We start from the raw sequence: 17,867 nt of genomic DNA on the forward strand, positions 1-17,867 counted from the left end.
CAACAATTTAGTGAGCCGGTCGGATGGATTTCTTGCTATTTCCTACCCACATTGGCTAAATGTTGGAGTTTTTCACTATAAAGCGCTAGAATCGTGCCTTCCTTCACCACCATCGATACATTTGATATTCAGATCCTGCGCGAACTCCAGCAGGATGGACGCATTTCGTTGCAGGAACTCTCCGAACGTGTCGGTCTCAGCGCGACACCCGTCGCACGGCGCTTGAGGCACCTGGAGGAAAAACAGATCATCACAGGCTATTGCGCCCTGATCGATGAGGTCGCGCTCGGCTTCGAAGTCTCCGTCTTCGTATCGGTTCAACTCGACAAACAGGTAGACGTGACGCTGGATCAGTTCGAAGAGGCCATCCAGACCTTCCCGGAAGTCGTCGATTGCTGGCTGATGACCGGCAACCGCGATTATCTGCTGCGTGTGGCGACCACGGGTCTGGCCGCATTTGAGACGTTTCTCACCGGCAAGCTCACCAAGGTGCCCGGCGTTGCCAATATCGAAAGCTCAATTCCGCTGCGCCGCGTCAAATCGGGTATCGCACGGACGCCCTAGCAGTCCCACTCCCTCATGCTGCCACGTGGACCGGATGCTGCGGCAATGCCTGGCTCAGATCCTCCAGAATATCGTCAAGATCTTCCAATCCAACTGAAAGCCGCACAAGCCCGTCGCTGATCCCGTGCGCTGCCCGTTCTTCAGGCGTATAGGTGGAATGGGTCATAGACGCCGGATGCTGAATGAGCGTCTCAGCATCTCCCAATGAAACCGCTCTCTGGATCATATTCAAAGCGTTCATCATTTCTGTTCCGGCACGCAGACCCCCCTTTAGCTCAAACGCAATCATGCCGCCTGGCTGGCGCATCTGCCGCTTTGCCAGACCATGCTGTTCAAAGCTTTGCAGACCCGGAAAATACACGTTGGAAACGGCAGGATGCGCCTCCAACCAGCCCGCGACTTTCAAAGCCGTTGTGCAGTGACGGTCCATACGCAGGGCCAAGGTCTTCAGGCCGCGGAGGATCAGAAGGGCGTTCAGGGGCGCCATGACGGCTCCGGTCATGTCTTTCATGCCAATAAGCCGGATTTCGCTGACCATTTCTGCGCTGCCGGTCACGAGTCCGGCGACCACGTCGCCGTGACCGCCAAGATACTTGGTCGCAGAATGAAGGACGAGGTCCGCACCCAATTCGATGGGCCGTGTCAGGTAAGGTGTTGCATAAGTGTTGTCGACGACAACCGTAGCACCGGCTTGATGCGCGATTTCGGAAACCCGTGCGATATCCACCAACCGCATATTCGGGTTCGCCGGGGTCTCGAAGTAAACAACGCGCGTCCTGCCGGAAATAGCGGAAGCGAGATTTTCAGGGTCCGTCATATCCACATGCGAAACAGTCACGCCGAATTTCGCCAGGCCATGACGCATGAACGAGAACGTGCAGCCATAGAGCGTTTCGTCGACGATGATTTCATCGCCGGGACTGACCAGTGTCCAGAGCGTTGCGGTAATGGCTCCCATTCCGGATGCCAGCGCGAGACCCGCTTCTGCCCCTTCCAGTTCCGCAATGCGTTTTTCAAGGAGGTCCAGTGTCGGATTTGAAATCCGGCTGTAGATGTGCCCCGTACGCTCACCCGCAAACATCTCGCCGCCGGCCTCGGCAGTTTCAAAGACAAAGGTCGATGTCAAATGCAGCGGCGGTGTCAGGGCTCCCTCATTTTCGTGAGGTCGATAGGCGTGATGGATGGCGCGGCTTGCAAAACCCTTGACTTGGCTCATGACAGTCTCCTTCAGCTATGTGGGCAATTTACTGCATAGAGAGGGGCTATTGATTTCAAAAACTGTCAGGTTTAATCTTCAGATTAGTAGATTCTGCCAATGTTGCCCAGATGGATGCCAAAGACCGCCAGATCATCCAGGCCCTGCAAAGGGATGGAAGAATGACAAACCAGGACCTCGCCGAGACGGTCAACCTGTCGCCTTCGCCATGCCTCAGAAGGTTGCGGAACCTGGAGGCCTCGGGAGCGATCCGCGGTTTTTCCGTTGATGTCGATCCGGAAGCTTACGGCCTGCCGATCACCGTTTTTGTCAGGATCCGCCTTGAACGGCACAACGAGGAAGATGTCCGCCGCTTCGAAAGCCGCGTCCAGACCATTCCTGAGGTGCTGGAATGTCATGTGCTCACAGGGGCCATGGACTATCAGCTACGTGTAGTGGTTTCGGGTCTCGATACGTACGAGGACTTCATCCGCAACCGCATCCACCCGATCGGCGGCATCGCTTCGATCGATACCAGCTTCGTCTACGGCACGGTCAAGAAAACGGCGGTATTTCCTGAATTGGGCTAGATGGAGCTGGCACGCAGGCGCACCGCGGCAGGGAATGGAGCGCCGCGCTTCCGCGCCATACTTCGTCCCGGCACGCAGCGCGGCAGCATCGTGCTTCACCAAGTAATGCAGAATTAACATAGAGTTATGTGGTTTACGGAAATTGATCTGCTAGACTGTACGTCAGGGCAGTTGGAAATTCTTCGTGTTTTAGGGGTGAGTTTTGCTCACCCCTAAATAATGTGCGAGGTTTTCGAAATATCGGTACGCCCTTCACCGTCTGGCGTCGCAGATCGAAGGCAGCAAATGGCACAGGACACCCCGATAGATCTTGACATCGAAAAAGGTGAACGCCGCCAGATTACGGCCTTGTTCTACGACATGGTCGGATCGACAACCATGGTCAACACCATGGATATCGAGGATTTCAGGGAAATTCAGCAGGCGGTCCATCAGGCGGCGCACAGGGCTATTGCGGCCAACGGTGGCCATCTGGACCTTTTGATGGGCGACGGCGGATCGGCCTATTTCGGGTATCCTGTCGCCAATGAAGATGCCCCGATGCAGGCTGTCCTCGCGGGGCTTGCGATCTTGCGTGAATGCGCGGAGATCCAGGAAGATTTCGACCAGCCGATCATGATACGGGTCGGCATCGCAACGGGTACGGCCGTGGCAGGCCAGGCTGGCAGCGGCGCGCTTGCAACGCGCGATGAAATCGTCGGAATTGCACCAACCCTTGCGGCAAGAATACAAGGAGAAGCAGGTGTTGGTACTGTTGCCGTCTCAAATGCGACTTACAAAGCCACACGCAGACTTTTTCACTATGAGGGCCTTGGTGCCAGACACCTGAAAGGCTTCAACGAGCCGCACGCGCTCTGGCAACCTCTCGGCCGGCGGAACTCCAATGACCGCTTCGAAACCCTGCGCAACAGCGCACAGCCGTTTCTGGCCCGTCAGACCGAGCTTTCTGAGGCCATATCAAAATGGCGAGAGGCAGCGTCCGGAAACGGTCAGGCCCTTTACGTGCACGGGGAACCGGGGATCGGCAAATCACGGCTGTGCCATCAGATCCTGGAGCAGGCGGGCAAGGACGATGCGCATATACTGGACTTTCAATGCGAACCGGCAAGCCAGGAGACGCCGTACTACCCCGTAATCCGAAGTCTTCGCGATATGCTGCAACGGCACGACCCGGAATTCGACTACCGGAATCCGTCTGCTGAAACGATCCAGGCCGCATTGGCGCTCCCGGGAACACATCCAGCCGAGTTTTTCGAAGCGCTGGCTTATCTGCTGGCACCCCTGTCAGCATCACAACAGGGCGAAAGTCCCGACCTCACCGATTTTACCCACTCAGCCGTTGAAACACTGGCGGATGCGGTCATGGCGATTGCGAGCGTGAAACCGTGCGTCATGAAGATTGAAGACTTGCACTGGGCGGACAGCCAGACGCTGGAAATCGCTCTGCAGTTGCTCGAGCGGATCAAAACGGCACCGGTCTTCGTTATTGTGACATCGCGCAATCCACCTGACGACCACTGGCATGGGGATGGAAACTTCTCCTCATTGCAACTCTCCCGGTTGGACTCCAACAGTGTCATCGAGTTGATCGAAAACATGGCCGGCGCCACGCGACTGCCGCAAAAACTGGTAGAGGCTATCGCGGCGCGGTGTGATGGTGTCCCGCTTTTTGCAGAGGAACTGACCCGATTTGTCATCGACCGCGGCGCAGACGATGCTCTCGATGAGGCAATGTGGGAAAAACTGTTCGATTCTGACGAAACCGCCAGCCTACAGGATTTGCTCGCCGCACGTCTTGGCACGCTTGGTCCGGCAAAATTCGTTGCGCAAGCTGCCAGCGTGATCGGGCGCAGTTTCAATATTTTGACCCTCGCGGCCCTCCTTTCAACAACAGGAGCTCCAGCGGCAGCAGAGGAAAGTCTGCAGGAACTGATTGCCGGTGGCTTTATCGAACAACAGTCGAGCGAAGCGGAAGCATCCTATCGTTTTCGCCATATGCTGGTGCAGCAGGCAGCCTATTCGGGTCTCTTGCGGTCTAACAAGCGGACACTTCATTCCGCGCTGTACCAGATCGCAACGCAGGACATTGAACACAGCAGTTCCTTTTCAAGCGCCGAGCTGGCTTTGCACGCCGAACAGGCGCAATTGCGAAACGAGGCGATCAGACACTATCTCGACGCCGCGCGCTCCGCGTCTTCACAATCCGCTCTCCAGGAAGCGCGTGCGCTCTTGAAACGAGCCGAACTCCTGACCACCAAACTCAAGGACAAGCAGGTCGCGAATTCTCTCAATCTGGAAATTCTGAAACTGCTCGGACCTGTCGTGGCGATGATGGAAGGTGCCGGGTCGGACGCCGCTTCAAAGCTGTACCAGCAAGGCGTTGAGCTGCTTCACGAGCAGCGGGACGGTGACCGCGCTTCCGGGTTCCCCCTTTACTGGGGGTGGTGGTTCACGGCACCGAACTTCAAGGTTCAGCGCGAAAGAGCAGAGATGCTGCTTGACGATCTCGCCGGTTCCAACAATCAGGAAGTCGAGCTGCAGGCGCTTCATTGCAGATGGGCAACGGCGTTCAACACGGGTCAGCACACGGACTGCCTGAATGCAATCTCGAAAGGCCTCGAGCTCTATAGTGAGGACGAGGCGCTCGACCACAGGACGCGCTATGGCGGCCATGATGCGAGAGTGTGCGGACTTGGTGAACGTGCGTTGTCTTCCTGGTTTATGGGTCATACCGAAACAGCCCTGACGCACATGCAACAGGCAGAACACTGGGCACAGCATATCGACCATGTCGGCAGCAACTGTCATGCGCTCGACATTGCCATCATGCTTCATCGTTACAGAGGGGACATTGATCAGGTCGCGCGCCTCGCCCGGCAGATGCGCGACACTGCCAAGGAACACGATCTCAAGTCTCTTGAGGCAAAAAGCCTGATATTCGGCGGATGGGCCAACGGAATGGCGGGAGACCCGCTGCACGGCAGAGAAGCGCTGGCGCAAGGCTTGGCCATTCAGCAGGAAATCGGAACCGAGGAAGACTTTCCGGTTTACCTGGAGATGGCAGCTGAACTCGACGGCCAGCTCGGCAAACAGGAAGACGGCATCATGCTCGTCAGCTCTGCGATTGAACGCGCCGAAGAGGCCGGACACGCCTTCTGGCTTGCCGAGCTTTACCGGCGGCGCGCCAGATTGACCAGCACGGCCGCATTTGATGACCAGAAGATCGCTGCAGATTTGGCCCGCGCAGAAGAGATCGCGACGCAACAAGGTGCAACGGTCTTGACGCTGCGCACGCTCGTCGACAAGGCCAGGCTCTTGCCGGACAACATGACGGGGCCGCAGCTGGGTCAACAGATCGGTGACGTTCTGGAAGACTTGGAGCATGGTCGTGAGCGAGAGCGAGCCCTCAGTCTTCTGGCCGGCATCCTGGCCTGATCCGATGCGCGAGAGCGGTCAGTTTCAAGTGACAGATTCGCAGAACACGCAGCAACCGCGCCGCCATTATCCTGCGGAAACTTATCTGGAGCGGCTTTTGCCGCACCTTGGGTCATTCGGCCTCTCAAGGCTCGCGGACGTGACCGGCCTCGACCGGATTGGCATTCCCGTCGTCCAGGCCATTCGCCCGCTTGCGAGGTCGAATGCGGTCAATCAGGGCAAGGGCCTGACGCTTGCCGAAGCCGCGGTCGCGTCCATCATGGAAGCACTTGAAACATATGCCGGTGAGCGCCCTGATCCGGAGGCCGAAACCCGCGCGACGCCTGAAGCGGTGTATGGCACGCAAGCCGTCGCAAGACTGGGTCACCACCTTTTGCCGGATACGCCTGAAGGCTGGGCCGGGACCGAAATTTCCTTCGTTACCGGAACGGACATCTTGTCCGGCGCTCAAGTGCAAGTGCCGTCGGCACTGGTCGGCACCGACTATACGCCCGCCAGCGATCACGCTCGCACACCATTCATGAGAACGACCACTGGCCTCGGCGGCGGAGCAACGGCGAACGAGGCGCTGACGCAGGGACTGTTCGAAACGCTTGAAAGGCTTGGCACCTCACGGGCGATGGACATTCACGGCTTTTTCGAAAAACACCGCTTCGACTGCTCATCACTGGTCGAACCGGAAACACGCCAACTGCTCGACCATCTGACGGCGTCAGGCCTGCTGTGCACGGTCCATGAGTGTCCGTCTGCCGGTGGCTTTCCGGTCGTCTGGGCCCGCTTGTTGGATGCAGAGAGTTCGGCAACATCTTTACCCTTTCCAGCCGACGGCTTTGCCTGTCGCGGCTCCATCGACAGCGCGGTACGAGACGCCATTTTGGAAGCCGTCCAGACAAGGGCATCGGTGATCGCAGGCAGCCGGGAAGATATCACCTGGCAGTATTACCCCAGGCGCGCAGATGCAGACTTCCTGGCCTTTGAGCGCGCACAAATGAGCAAGGCAACCGATAGACGATTGTCGCCCGAGGCAGAACCGAAGGAAGACAGTCCATTCGCCCTTGCCACGGCATTGAAAGATGAGGGCCTGACAGCCGTTTCGGTCGGGTTGATGGAAGACACGGGTATTCCCGTTTTCATCACCCGTGTCGTAACACTCGGCATACCGGGGGCAGGCAGCACATGAACCAGAAGCGCCCCATCATTGTTTTCGCGGGCCCGAGCCTTGATCCTTGCGGACTTCCGGACGGACTGGAGGCCGAGCTTCGGCATCCGGCGGCGCAGGGCGATCTTGTGGAAACGGTCCGGCAGCATGGCACTTGCGTTATCGCCCTGATCGACGGCCTGTTTCAGGGGGTGCCGGCCGTGCGCCACAAGGAAATCCTCTGGGCCATAGACCGTGGCGCGATCGTGTTCGGAGCGGCCAGCATGGGCGCTTTGAGGGCGGCAGAACTCGCCTCTTTCGGAATGCATGGGCGTGGATTGATCTACAGGTGGCTCCGCCGATACCCGCTCCTGCCGGACGATGCGGTGGCCGTTCTCCATGCTCCGCCTGAATTGGGAGCTGCGGCCCTGACCGAAGCGCTCGTAGACCTGAGAAGGAAGTTCAAGCAAGCCGTGCGCAAGAGAGTGATATCGCGCGACACAGCGACAGAGCTGACGCAGATAGCGCAAAATCTCCACTATGGGAAACGAACCCTTGCCAACATCCTGGCCGATGCGACCACTAGGGATGCAGATGATCTGGCCCGAAAGCTCAACGGCCTGAAGCACTCTCAGAAAGCCGAGGACGCCAATTTTCTCCTGCAGGAACTGCGCGACCGCCAGGAAAAGAACGACTGGCCTGAAGCTGAGCCCGTCCAGCAATTCGTTTGTACCGACGCGTTCCTCAAGGATCTGACCGACGCGGGTTTTTCATTGGACACGCTAGACGTTCATTGGTAGCCTCTAAAAATTACCTAGAGTAACAAATACATACGGTGACCCGATCTCCAAATAGTCTTGTTCGACCGAGGAAATACAAACCAGTATCGCACCAAGATCGAACGTGGCTCCACCTGTACTTCTGACTTGTTTGAACCGGATGGTTTTACATCAGCTTTGTCGAGGCCGATTTGAGTTTCTATCTGGACCAGCAAACAATTTCACCCGAGACCGGAAGTCTGGGAACTCGGTTTCTGATCTACCCCCAGGTTCCGCATTTGGAAGGGTACGAAAAACCCGAAACAGTGTGGATCAGCACACCTCCGGGTGAGATCCAGGCCGGACCGGCGGATCGGCGCATGTATGTGATCGACCCGCTGTTTGAAAAACCGGTTTACGAGTATCCCTATCAGCCACCCTTCGTGGGCGCTTCTTTTCCACCTGCCGAGGCCGGACCGGACGGACACTTCGACCATCTCGACCCGTCGAGCCGCCAATTTGTCAGCGCACACGTTTTTGCCTCGCTCAGGCGCATCCTTGATATCTGGGAGAGCTATCTCGGACACGAAATCGTCTGGCACTTTTCCCAGACTTACGAACGGCTCGAGATCATCCCGCAGGTCAACTGGAACAATGCGCAGTCCGGCTACGGCTATATGGAATTCGGCACGGAACTGAATGACCGGGATGCCGCATTTCCCTACGCGTTGAATTTCGACGTGATCGCGCACGAATTCGGTCATGCGCTCATTTTCGCGGAAATGGGCACGCCGACTGTTCAGGCGAACAGGCAGTATTTCGGCTATCACGAAAGTGTTTCCGACCTCATCGCACTCATTTCGCTTCTTCATTTCGACAGTGTGCTCGATCGGCTGTTGCGATCGACCCGCGGCAATCTTCTGACGATGAACGAGTTGAACCGCATTGCAGAACTCGCAGGTGACCGGCAGATCCGCACTGCGTGCAACGACCGCAAGATGAGCACCGTCAGCGACGCGGTGCACGATCTTTCCAAGCCTTTCACGGGCGCGATATTCGACACTCTGGTGGAACTGTTCCATCGAAGCGCGATGGAAAAAAATCTCGTCGACCTGCCTGAGGATATCAGCCATGACCGCCTCTTCGAGCTCGGTCATCACGATATAGAGCTGATCAACGCCCGTTTTGCCGAAGCTTTTGAAGCACGCGCTTTTCTTTTGAAATCCACTCTGGAAAATGCCCGGGATCTGCTTGGGTCAGCGATCGCCCGGTCCTGGAGCACACTTGATCCGAACACGTTGAACTATGCCCTGGCGGGGGCGGCAATAGCCGATCAGTTCGACGAGATGGGCGAAGAAGAAGCCGGCGATATCCTGATGGAAAACCTGGAATGGCGAGAGATCGTCGTTCGAACTTGAGCCTTTCGTGACACGAAGAAAGAAGGGGGACTAACAAATGTCCGATGAGAACTCGAATGATCAGCTTCCGATCATCCAACCGGATCCTTATTATGATCCCGCCGAGATCATTTTGGTCGGAATGAACATTTCCGGGATCAAGAGCAGCAGCGCCGCAGACGTCAAGATCGACACGGGTGGCAACGACTTCAGCCGCATTTCCATTCAGCTGGTCTATGCACCCAACCGGCAGATTGCCCTGATCAAGTCCTACATCTACGAAGGCAATCATTACGAGTTGGCAAAACCAAAACTGATGGTCGTATCGGGCGAGGGCGAGGACCTCCCCGGCAATTATGTGCCGAAGGATCGTCCCATGAAATTCTGGCGCATGAACAAACTCACACGGACGACGGAAATCTCGGTCGAGGACGGCCTTTTGGAAACGCTGATCCTGGAAGCCAACCTGCCAGGACGCAGGTCTCCGAATTCCTATGCAGCCAACATGCAAATGGCGCACAGGTCAGGACGCCTGAATTCCTGACGTTGACGGCAATATCGCAGTTGACGAGTAGTCGATCGCAGCAGCATCACGGCCTCCATTGCTCTGGAGGCTGACTGTCTGCGTGGAGCGCACAGCAAAAGCTCAAGGTGAACACATGGCACAGGCGCAATCATTCAATTTCGACGAATATGGTCCCTACGAGCCGGGGGAGTTTCTCATCGAGGACATTTCGGCACCTGAGATCGAGGCTCCGGCCCTTGTGCCCGGCATCATGAGCGTTGTCGCAATCGGCTTTGTCTATATCCCCGGCGGCAACGTGAGCCAAAGCAAGCATGTGATGGTCAAGTCCTTCAACCTGAGCGACAATCTCGCCGGAAATATTGAACCCGTCACCAAGGTGAAGCTGAAACACGAAGACGGCTCCTATGTCGGGCGGACACCTCTCAAGACACCATTCAAGGTCCAGGAAGAGTTCAAGATGATGATCCAGCTGGAACCGGACAAAAAGGAAGTGAATGGAGGCTTTTTGAGGGTGATTTTTTATTATGATCAGAACTTGGCCTGCTGAGCCGTTGCCCGGCAGACCTGTCTGGAAATCAACGCGATAAGATCGCCTCACCCGGTCTCACATATTGTAGCGGGCACCATTTGACGTCTTCAGAAAAACGTCCAGCGGAACATCTTCCTGCTTGAGGAACCCCTTCGCAGGAAGCGTGCCGTCTCGCACCATTTCAATAACGGCAACGACGGAAGAGGCCGTTGTCCAGGCAATGGCGGTCCGCTCCTTGCCAGCGATTGTCAGCGGTTTCAGGCCTCTTACGAATTCACGGCGTTGCATGCGCCCATCCACTTCGCCTTCCGCAGCCACATGAATATAGACAATGTCATCACTGACCGGCGGTTTGGCATTGACCAGGATTTCGCCGGCTTCGCGGCGCCGGTCGCGCATCAGAAGTTCGTGGAAGAAGAAGTTCATCAGCTTCACATGCCCGGGATACCGCATGGTTTTGTAATCCATGTTCGGCACACGGTCCTTGTAAGTCTCACACATGGTACCCAGCCCGCCGGACGTGGTGAAGGCTTCCAGTTCGATGCCGCCGATGACAATCTTTTCGATCCACTCCATGGGAGAGACCCATTTGATCTCGCCGTCTTCCAGGACCTCGCAATCATTGAGGTACTCGTTGACGACGCCCTCCGGAGACCAGTTGAAGGAATAGCCCATCAGTCCCGCGGGGTTCTGCGGCAGGGCGCCGACCCGCATGCGGCAGGACCTGCAACGGTCGAACTCTTCAATCAGGCTGGCGCCCACGATACCGACGAAACCCGGAGCCAGACCGCATTGCGGTGCCATGAGACCCTTTGACGATTGGGCCATCTCCACGATCGCCTTTGTCGTCGGCACGTCTTCCGTCAGGTCGAAATAGTGCAGACCGAGTTCATGAGCCGTGCTGGCCACCCCGACATTGAGAAAATAAGGAAGGCAGGACAAGACCGCTTCAACACCCGATAGAGCGTCTTTCAGCCTGTCCAAACTGCTGACATCCACTTGCCGCGTTTCGAACGGCAGTTCATGCGACGCAGTGCTGTCGAAACCCGTTACCTGAAAGCCGCTGTCATGCAGCAGTTCACCCGCCAGTGTGCCGACCTTGCCAAGTCCCAGAACCGCTATCTTCTGCATTCGCGCTCTTCCCTCAAAACACTGTTCCGTCGAAAGAATACTCGCCCTTGACCCGCACAAAAACACCTGAAAAATTGTTGTTTCAATGACTAAAACTCATGCATCGGATTTATCATGGACCGCGACATTCCGATCCCGAGCATTTCCGTTCTCCGCTGTTTTGAAGCAGCCGCAAAGCACCAAAGCTTCACTGCAGCGGCTGAAGAACTCGGCCTGACCCAGAGCGGCGTCAGCCGACAGGTCAAGGAACTCGAAGAACAGATCGGCGCCGCGCTCTTTCGCCGGGAAGGCCGGGGCATCAGACTAACCCAAGCTGGTAAGGCTCTGGCAAAAAGCGTCTTTTCAGACCTTGGAAGATTGCGCCGAACCATCAGCCAGGCCGTTGCGGCAGGAGAAACCCAGGAACTTTTGACGATCGCGGCTCTGCCGACATTTGCAGCCCGCTGGCTCGTGCCCAGGCTGAACGATTTCAAATCAGGCCGGCCAAACCTTGATCTCATGATTTACAGCCGGACGAAACCGTTTGACCTGCTGGAACAGGGGATCGATGTCGCCATCCACTTCGGCGCGAATGACTGGCCCGGCGCAAAACTGACACCGCTGTGCCCCGAGGACCTGATCGCCGTCGCCTCGCCGGACCTTTTAAATGCGCATCCGGTCGAGCGCAAAGAAGACATTCTCCGAATGCCCTTGCTCCATATGGCCTCGCGCCCGCACTTATGGAAGGCCTTTCAAAAGTCCGTCCCCGAGGCAACCGGCCGGGTGCAGGTCGGCAGCTATTTTGATCAGTTTTCACTTGTGATCGCAGCAGCTTGCAGCGGCATGGGCGCTGCCATCCTGCCAACCTACCTTATCGAAACCGAACTCGCATCAGGTAGCCTCGTCTCCCTCTCCAGTGTCGAAGACGGTTCGGGTCACAACTACTATCTCGCAACACCGCCCGGCGACCTGACCCCACCCGTTGCCGAATTCCTGACATGGATCCGCGGTCAGGTCACACGCAAGGTTCCGAAAGACTGACACCCGGATGCTCGCCCGAATGAGTGAGCCGGGAGCGACGTCAATGAATTTATTTTAAGTTTGAAATTTTAGACTTGAAGTAAATTTCGAAACGTGGTTCGCTGATCGGAATGATGGGGCTCGCATCATGCGGAGGATCTGATGAGGATAGCCTGTTTAGGCGGAGGGCCAGCCGGCCTCTATTTCGCGATATCCATGAAGCTGCGCGACCCGTCGCACGAGATTGTGGTTCTGGAACGCAATCGCGCAAACGACACATTCGGATGGGGTGTCGTTCTTTCGGACGATGCCCTCAGCCGGATGGAAGGCAACGATCCGGTCAGCACCCAGGCAATCCGCGATCACTTCGCCTATTGGGACGATATCGCCGTCGAACACAACGGCGTGCGCACGGTCTCCGGCGGACACGGGTTTGCAGGCATTGGCCGCAAGCAGATGCTGATCCTGTTGCAGGAGCGTGCTCGCGAACTCGGCGTGGAAATGCGGTTCGAAACCGAATTCCAGGATGCCGAAACATTTCGCAAGGACTACGACCTCGTCGTAGCCTCGGACGGTATCAACTCCAGGGTCCGCAACGAATACGAGGCCGTCTTCAAGCCGGATATCGACACACGGCTTTGCAAATTCATCTGGCTTGGAACGCATCAGAAATTTGACGACGCCTTCACGTTCATCTTCGAGAAAACGGAGCATGGCTGGATCTGGGCGCACGTCTACCAGTTCGACGACAACACCGCGACTTTCATTGTCGAGTGTCTTCAGCCCACCTGGGACGGTTGGGGCTTTGCGGACATGTCGAAGGAGGAGACCGTCGAGACCTGCCGGAAGATTTTCGAGAAGTATCTCGGCGGCCACGATCTCATGTCCAATGCAGCCCATCTTCGCGGCTCTGCGGTCTGGATGAACTTCCCGCGCGTGATCTGCGAAAAATGGTACCACGAGAACGTGGTCCTGATGGGAGATGCCGCAGCCACCGGTCATTTTTCGATCGGATCCGGGTCACGCCTGGCGTTCGACAGCGCCATTGCGCTCGCGGATTATCTCCACACCGAACCGGACATGGAAACGGCATTCGAGCGGTATCAGGAAGAACGTCGGCTGGAGGTTCTGAGGCTTCAGTCGGCTGCGCGCAACTCGCTCGAATGGTTTGAAAATGTCGAACGCTATCTCGATCAGGATCCCGTTCAGTTCAACTACAATCTACTGACCCGTTCGCAACGGATCAGTCATGAGAACCTGCGCCTGCGCGACTCGCAATGGCTTGAGAGCGCGGAACGCTGGTTCATGGACCAGGCGGGCGTGTCGCAAAATGCACCGGTGCGCGCTCCGATGTTCACGCCTTTCAAGCTACGCGATATGTCGCTCAAGAACCGGGTCGTGGTCTCGCCGATGGCGCAGTACAAGGCAGTCGACGGTGCTCCGACAGACTGGCACCTGATCCACTACGGCGAACGGGCCAAAGGCGGCGCGGGTCTTGTTTATGTGGAGATGACCTGCGTCAGCGCCGAAGGCCGTATCACCCCAGGCTGCCCCGGACTTTATGCGCCCGAACACGAGACCGCCTGGAAGCGCCTGACCGACTTCGTCCATACCGAGACGGATGCAAAGATCTGCTGCCAGATCGGGCACTCAGGCCGCAAGGGGTCGACCCAGATTGGCTGGCAGGAAATGGACGCGCCGCTTGCCGATGGCAACTGGGAACTGGTCTCCGCATCGGCGATCCCGTGGTCGGCAAACAATGCGACGCCGCGCGAGATCACGCAGGCCGAAATGGCGGATATCAAGGAACAGTTCGTCCGCTCGGCCGAGATGGCGGAGCGCGCTGGTTTCGACATGATCGAACTTCATGCGGCACACGGTTACCTCCTTTCCTCATTCATCTCTCCGGTCTCGAATGTCCGTACGGACGAATACGGCGGTTCCCTTGAAAACCGGATGCGCTGGCCGCTGGAGGTCTTCAGGGCCATGCGGGAAGTTTGGCCGCAGGAAAAACCAATGTCGGTGCGCATCTCGGCCAACGACTGGGTCGGAAGCGAAGGTGTAACGCCAGAGGATGCAGTCGAAATCGCGAGGATGTTCCGCGCTGCAGGAGCCGACCTGATCGACGTTTCTGCCGGCCAGACGACGCCGGAGGCAAAGCCGGTTTATGGCCGCATGTTCCAGACACCCTTTTCCGACCAGATCAGGAACGAGGGAGGGCTTCAAACCATGGCCGTCGGCAACATCTACGAGGCCGACCACGCCAACTCGATCCTGATGGCCGGACGCGCCGACCTCGTCGCCGTGGGCCGTCCGCATCTCGCTGACCCGTACTGGACACTTCATGAAGCCTGCCGGATCGGCGACAGGCATGCGACCGACTGGCCCCTGCCCTACCTTGCCGGCAGAGATCAGGCCTGGCGCCTCGGCGACCGCGACACGGAGATCGTTCGCGCATGAGCCTGTCGGATCGACATATCGTGGTGACCGGTGGCGGCAGCGGCGTGGGAGCAGCCTGCGCCCAACTGCTTGCGCGAAACGGAGCGAAGGTGACGATTTTCGGCCGAACGGAAAAGCCTTTGGCCGAGCAGTCGCTGCCCTACCAGCTTTGCGATGTGACAGATGTAGGAGCCGTTGAGACCGCCTTTCACGCGGCACGTGAGGCATCAGGCCCTGTCGATATCGTGATCGCAAATGCCGGGGCTGCGGAAAGCACGCCTTTCTCCAAAATGAAACCGCAGATGCTGGAAGCCATGATGGCCGTAAACTTCTATGGCGTTTCCAACGTCTGGCAAGCGGCCTTGCCGGACATGAAGGCGTCGGGTTGGGGTAGACTTATTGCGATCGCGTCAACGGCGGGCCTGCGCGGCTACCCCTATGTCAGCGCTTATTGCGCAGCCAAACATGCGGTCGTCGGCCTGACCCGGGCGCTCGGCAAGGAACTTGCGAAAACCGGGATGACCGTCAATGCGATCTGCCCGGGTTTCGTCGAAACCCCGATGCTCGAAAGATCGATTGAGAATATCATGTCGAAGACCGGCATGAGCCGTGAGGACGCGGCCAATACCCTCAAGGCGGACAATCCGCAGGGACGTTTCATCCAGGCAGACGAAGTTGCCGAAACCGCGCTATGGCTGTGTTCAGATGGTGCAAGATCGATCAACGGCCAGGCGATAAGCCTGTCGGGAGGCGAGTTATGACCTCTGCGATAGAACCGATTTCCAAGACACGTCTGCGCGTCTGGCTCAAACTCCTGAAAACGTCGAACGGCATTGAAGCCGAGATCCGCCGTAACCTGCGTGACCGTCACAACACGACACTGCCGCGTTTCGACGTGATGTCGGCCCTCGCGCGGTTTCCGGAAGGGCTCAAGATGAGCGACCTCTCCAGCTTCCTCCGCGTGTCCAACGGAAACGTTACGGGCATCGTCGACAAACTGACCGAAGAAGGCCTTGCGCAACGCGTCGCCGTACCCGGTGACAAGCGGGCTCAGGTCGCGCGGTTGACTGAAAAAGGCAAGTCGGAGTTTGAAAGCCTGGCAAACCATCACGAAAGCTGGATTGATACCTTGCTCGACGGTCTTTCTTTTGAAGACCTTGAAGCGCTCTCAGATACGCTTGAGCGTGTTCTGACCCAAAGCACCGAGAAGGAGCGTGCGGATGCGTAGCAACGTCGAACACTTTCGTTGCCGGATCGAAGACGGCATCGCTCAGATCGCGCTGGACCGGCCGGAGCGGAAAAACCCGCTCACATTCGAAAGTTATGCCGAACTTCGCGACTGGTTCCGCGATCTTCACTACGCGGACGACGTCCACGCAGTCGTCATTCTCCCGAACGGCGGCAATTTCAGCTCTGGCGGCGACGTCCATGACATCATCGGTCCACTGACCCGTATGAACATGAAAGAGCTGCTGGCGTTCACGCGTATGACCGGCGATCTGGTCAAAGCCATGCTCGGATGCGGCAAGCCGGTCATCGCGGCGGTGGATGGCATCTGTGCCGGAGCAGGCGCGATCATGGCAATGGCCTCTGATCTGCGGATAGCAACCCCGGAGGCAAAGGTTGCCTTCCTGTTCAATCGCGTCGGCCTTGCGGGCTGCGACATGGGCGCGTGCGCCATGCTGCCAAGGATCATCGGTCAGGGGCGGGCCGCGGAGCTTCTTTATCTCGGGCGCTCCATGAAGGCAGATGAGGGCCACGCCTGGGGATTTTTCAATTCGGTTGTCGAGGCGACTGAACTGGAGAGCGCTGCCATGGATCTTGCCGCGCGGATCGCAGCCGGGCCGACTTTCGCCAATTCCATGACCAAGACGATGCTGGCACAGGAATGGTCCATGAGCCTTGAACAGGCAATTGAGGCGGAAGCCCAGGCCCAGGCGATCTGCATGCAGGGCAACGATTTTCGCCGTGCCTATGAAGCTTTTGCCGCCAAGGAAAAACCGGTGTTTGAGGGCGACTGATGGCGGACAAAACCTTCCTGACCTGGCCGTTTTTCGAAGACCGGCATCGAGCACTGGCCGAAGAGCTGGAGACTTGGGCAGCGGCCAATCTAGCCCACGTTGATCATGGCGACACTGACGCTGCCTGCAGCCAGCTCGTGGCCGATCTTGGCGATGCCGGATTTCTGCAACTGACAGGATCACCGGAGGGTGTGCTTGATGTGCGCAGCCTTTGCCTGATCCGCGAAACGCTTGCCCGATATGACGGCCTCGCTGACTTTTCCTTCGCCATGCAGGGTCTCGGGACGGGTGCAATTTCCCTCTTCGGAACAGACGCGCAAAAGAAAGACTGGCTGCCGCTCACGCGCAGCGGCAAGGCAATTTCCGCCTTCGCCCTGACCGAACCGCAGTCGGGGTCCGACGTTGCCAACTCAACCATGACGGCCACGGAAGACGGCGATACATATGTGTTCAACGGCGAAAAAACCTGGATTTCCAATGGCGGGATCGCTGACGTCTATACGCTCTTTGCCCGAACGGGCGAAGCACCCGGCGCAAAGGGTCTGTCGGCCTTCGTTGTGACGCCGGACGCCACCGGATTTGAGGTCGTTGAACGTCTGGAAACCATCGCGCCACATCCACTGGCGACGCTGCGCTTTACCGATTGCCGCATACCCAGATCAAGTTTGATCGGTGCTCCGGGTGCCGGCTTCAAGGTTGCCATGTCGGTGCTCGATATCTTCCGCTCGACGGTCGCAGCGGCCGCTCTTGGATTTGCAAGGCGCGCGCTCGACGAAGCCCTGCACCGGGTCACGAGCCGCAAGATCCAGGGCGCGCCACTTTTCGATCTGCAACTTGTGCAAGGGCATATTGCAGACATGGCCCTCGACATCGATGCAGCCGCTCTCCTCATCTACCGCGCCGCCTGGGCGAAGGACAGCGGCGCGCCGCGTGTCACGCGTGAGGCGGCGATGGCAAAGCTGTTTTCGACCGACCAGGCACAACAGGTGATCGACAAGGCGGTTCAGCTTCACGGCGGCGACGGTGTGCGCAGCGGCACGACCGTTGAAAAACTCTACCGCGAAATCCGTGCCTTACGTATTTATGAAGGGGCATCCGACGTTCAGAAGATCATCATCGCACGTCAGGCGCTGCAAAGCCTCTGA

Annotated in this window: 16 protein-coding genes; 14 read left to right on the forward strand and 2 right to left on the reverse strand. The window is 57.7% G+C overall.

The features are described 5' to 3' along the window. Positions 1 to 93 precede the first annotated feature (93 nt). A complete protein-coding gene (locus ABVF61_RS08860) occupies positions 94 to 564 on the forward strand; it encodes an Lrp/AsnC family transcriptional regulator (RefSeq protein ID WP_353993151.1) in 471 nt (156 codons plus the stop codon). A 13-nt stretch (positions 565 to 577) separates the two neighbouring features. On the opposite strand, the gene ABVF61_RS08865 is transcribed toward ABVF61_RS08860, so the two are convergent. Further along, the gene (locus tag ABVF61_RS08865) at positions 578 to 1,780 is read right to left on the reverse strand and encodes a methionine gamma-lyase (protein ID WP_353993152.1); all 1,203 of its coding nucleotides are present in this window, start codon (positions 1,778 to 1,780) and stop codon (positions 578 to 580) included. 110 nt (positions 1,781 to 1,890) lie between these two features. Here ABVF61_RS08865 and ABVF61_RS08870 point away from each other — a divergent pair, with 110 nt between their 5' ends. The 7 genes from ABVF61_RS08870 to ABVF61_RS08900 all read left to right on the forward strand — a co-directional run bounded on the left by ABVF61_RS08870 (position 1,891) and on the right by ABVF61_RS08900 (position 10,150). Continuing rightward, entirely contained in the window at positions 1,891 to 2,349 is a 459-nt protein-coding gene (locus tag ABVF61_RS08870) for an Lrp/AsnC family transcriptional regulator (RefSeq protein ID WP_353993153.1), read from the forward strand. Between the two features lie 285 nt (positions 2,350 to 2,634). After that, entirely contained in the window at positions 2,635 to 5,784 is a 3,150-nt protein-coding gene (locus tag ABVF61_RS08875; RefSeq protein ID WP_353993154.1) for an AAA family ATPase, read from the forward strand. Beyond that, positions 5,738 to 6,964 carry a YcaO-like family protein gene (locus ABVF61_RS08880; protein ID WP_353993155.1) on the forward strand — a complete coding sequence of 409 codons (1,227 nt, stop codon included), beginning with the start codon at positions 5,738 to 5,740 and terminating at the stop codon, positions 6,962 to 6,964. The genes ABVF61_RS08875 and ABVF61_RS08880 overlap by 47 nt, the downstream gene beginning before the upstream one ends. Next, entirely contained in the window at positions 6,961 to 7,722 is a 762-nt protein-coding gene (locus ABVF61_RS08885; protein ID WP_353993156.1) for a TfuA-like protein, read from the forward strand. Before ABVF61_RS08880 ends, ABVF61_RS08885 begins: the two co-directional genes overlap by 4 nt. Before the next feature lie 170 nt (positions 7,723 to 7,892). Beyond that, positions 7,893 to 9,098: a gluzincin family metallopeptidase gene (locus ABVF61_RS08890; RefSeq protein ID WP_353993157.1), complete on the forward strand. Its 1,206-nt coding sequence runs from the start codon at positions 7,893 to 7,895 to the stop codon at positions 9,096 to 9,098. Positions 9,099 to 9,135: 37 nt separating this feature from the next. After that, positions 9,136 to 9,621 (forward strand): hypothetical protein, encoded by a 486-nt coding sequence (locus tag ABVF61_RS08895; protein ID WP_353993158.1) that lies wholly within the window; start codon positions 9,136 to 9,138, stop codon positions 9,619 to 9,621. Between the two features lie 115 nt (positions 9,622 to 9,736). After that, positions 9,737 to 10,150: a hypothetical protein gene (locus ABVF61_RS08900; protein WP_353993159.1), complete on the forward strand. Its 414-nt coding sequence runs from the start codon at positions 9,737 to 9,739 to the stop codon at positions 10,148 to 10,150. Between the two features lie 57 nt (positions 10,151 to 10,207). Here ABVF61_RS08900 and ABVF61_RS08905 read toward each other — a convergent pair whose 3' ends face one another. Beyond that, positions 10,208 to 11,263: a saccharopine dehydrogenase family protein gene (locus ABVF61_RS08905; protein ID WP_353993160.1), complete on the reverse strand. Its 1,056-nt coding sequence runs from the start codon at positions 11,261 to 11,263 to the stop codon at positions 10,208 to 10,210. A gap of 114 nt (positions 11,264 to 11,377) precedes the next feature. On the opposite strand from ABVF61_RS08905, the gene ABVF61_RS08910 reads away from it, so the two are divergent. The 6 genes from ABVF61_RS08910 to ABVF61_RS08935 all read left to right on the forward strand — a co-directional run bounded on the left by ABVF61_RS08910 (position 11,378) and on the right by ABVF61_RS08935 (position 17,867). Then, complete coding sequence (locus ABVF61_RS08910) at positions 11,378 to 12,283, forward strand: LysR substrate-binding domain-containing protein (protein ID WP_353993161.1); 906 nt, start codon at positions 11,378 to 11,380, stop codon at positions 12,281 to 12,283. Positions 12,284 to 12,424: 141 nt separating this feature from the next. Then, the gene (locus ABVF61_RS08915) at positions 12,425 to 14,722 is read left to right on the forward strand and encodes a bifunctional salicylyl-CoA 5-hydroxylase/oxidoreductase (RefSeq protein ID WP_353993162.1); all 2,298 of its coding nucleotides are present in this window, start codon (positions 12,425 to 12,427) and stop codon (positions 14,720 to 14,722) included. Next, positions 14,719 to 15,462 (forward strand): SDR family NAD(P)-dependent oxidoreductase, encoded by a 744-nt coding sequence (locus ABVF61_RS08920; protein WP_353993163.1) that lies wholly within the window; start codon positions 14,719 to 14,721, stop codon positions 15,460 to 15,462. Before ABVF61_RS08915 ends, ABVF61_RS08920 begins: the two co-directional genes overlap by 4 nt. After that, on the forward strand, positions 15,459 to 15,929 hold the full coding sequence (locus tag ABVF61_RS08925; protein WP_353993164.1) for a MarR family winged helix-turn-helix transcriptional regulator: 471 nt from the start codon (positions 15,459 to 15,461) through the stop codon (positions 15,927 to 15,929). The genes ABVF61_RS08920 and ABVF61_RS08925 overlap by 4 nt, the downstream gene beginning before the upstream one ends. Continuing rightward, positions 15,922 to 16,722 carry an enoyl-CoA hydratase family protein gene (locus ABVF61_RS08930; protein ID WP_353993165.1) on the forward strand — a complete coding sequence of 267 codons (801 nt, stop codon included), beginning with the start codon at positions 15,922 to 15,924 and terminating at the stop codon, positions 16,720 to 16,722. Before ABVF61_RS08925 ends, ABVF61_RS08930 begins: the two co-directional genes overlap by 8 nt. Continuing rightward, a complete protein-coding gene (locus tag ABVF61_RS08935; RefSeq protein WP_353993166.1) occupies positions 16,722 to 17,867 on the forward strand; it encodes an acyl-CoA dehydrogenase family protein in 1,146 nt (381 codons plus the stop codon). Before ABVF61_RS08930 ends, ABVF61_RS08935 begins: the two co-directional genes overlap by 1 nt.

Origin of the sequence: Roseibium sp. HPY-6, assembly GCF_040530035.1 — a bacterium.
Classification (GTDB): Bacteria; Pseudomonadota; Alphaproteobacteria; order Rhizobiales; family Stappiaceae; genus Roseibium.

Excerpts from the sequence above, each read along its gene's own strand:
- ABVF61_RS08865 (WP_353993152.1), bottom strand. The coding sequence starts at position 1,780 with ATGAGCCAAGTCAAGGGTTTTGCAAGCCGCGCCATCCATCACGCCTAT.
- ABVF61_RS08870 (WP_353993153.1), top strand. The coding sequence starts at position 1,891 with ATGGATGCCAAAGACCGCCAGATCATCCAGGCCCTGCAAAGGGATGGA.
- ABVF61_RS08875 (WP_353993154.1), top strand. The coding sequence starts at position 2,635 with ATGGCACAGGACACCCCGATAGATCTTGACATCGAAAAAGGTGAACGC.
- ABVF61_RS08885 (WP_353993156.1), top strand. The coding sequence starts at position 6,961 with ATGAACCAGAAGCGCCCCATCATTGTTTTCGCGGGCCCGAGCCTTGAT.
- ABVF61_RS08895 (WP_353993158.1), top strand. The coding sequence starts at position 9,136 with ATGTCCGATGAGAACTCGAATGATCAGCTTCCGATCATCCAACCGGAT.
- ABVF61_RS08900 (WP_353993159.1), top strand. The coding sequence starts at position 9,737 with ATGGCACAGGCGCAATCATTCAATTTCGACGAATATGGTCCCTACGAG.
- ABVF61_RS08905 (WP_353993160.1), bottom strand. The coding sequence starts at position 11,263 with ATGCAGAAGATAGCGGTTCTGGGACTTGGCAAGGTCGGCACACTGGCG.
- ABVF61_RS08910 (WP_353993161.1), top strand. The coding sequence starts at position 11,378 with ATGGACCGCGACATTCCGATCCCGAGCATTTCCGTTCTCCGCTGTTTT.
- ABVF61_RS08915 (WP_353993162.1), top strand. The coding sequence starts at position 12,425 with ATGAGGATAGCCTGTTTAGGCGGAGGGCCAGCCGGCCTCTATTTCGCG.
- ABVF61_RS08920 (WP_353993163.1), top strand. The coding sequence starts at position 14,719 with ATGAGCCTGTCGGATCGACATATCGTGGTGACCGGTGGCGGCAGCGGC.
- ABVF61_RS08925 (WP_353993164.1), top strand. The coding sequence starts at position 15,459 with ATGACCTCTGCGATAGAACCGATTTCCAAGACACGTCTGCGCGTCTGG.
- ABVF61_RS08930 (WP_353993165.1), top strand. The coding sequence starts at position 15,922 with ATGCGTAGCAACGTCGAACACTTTCGTTGCCGGATCGAAGACGGCATC.
- ABVF61_RS08935 (WP_353993166.1), top strand. The coding sequence starts at position 16,722 with ATGGCGGACAAAACCTTCCTGACCTGGCCGTTTTTCGAAGACCGGCAT.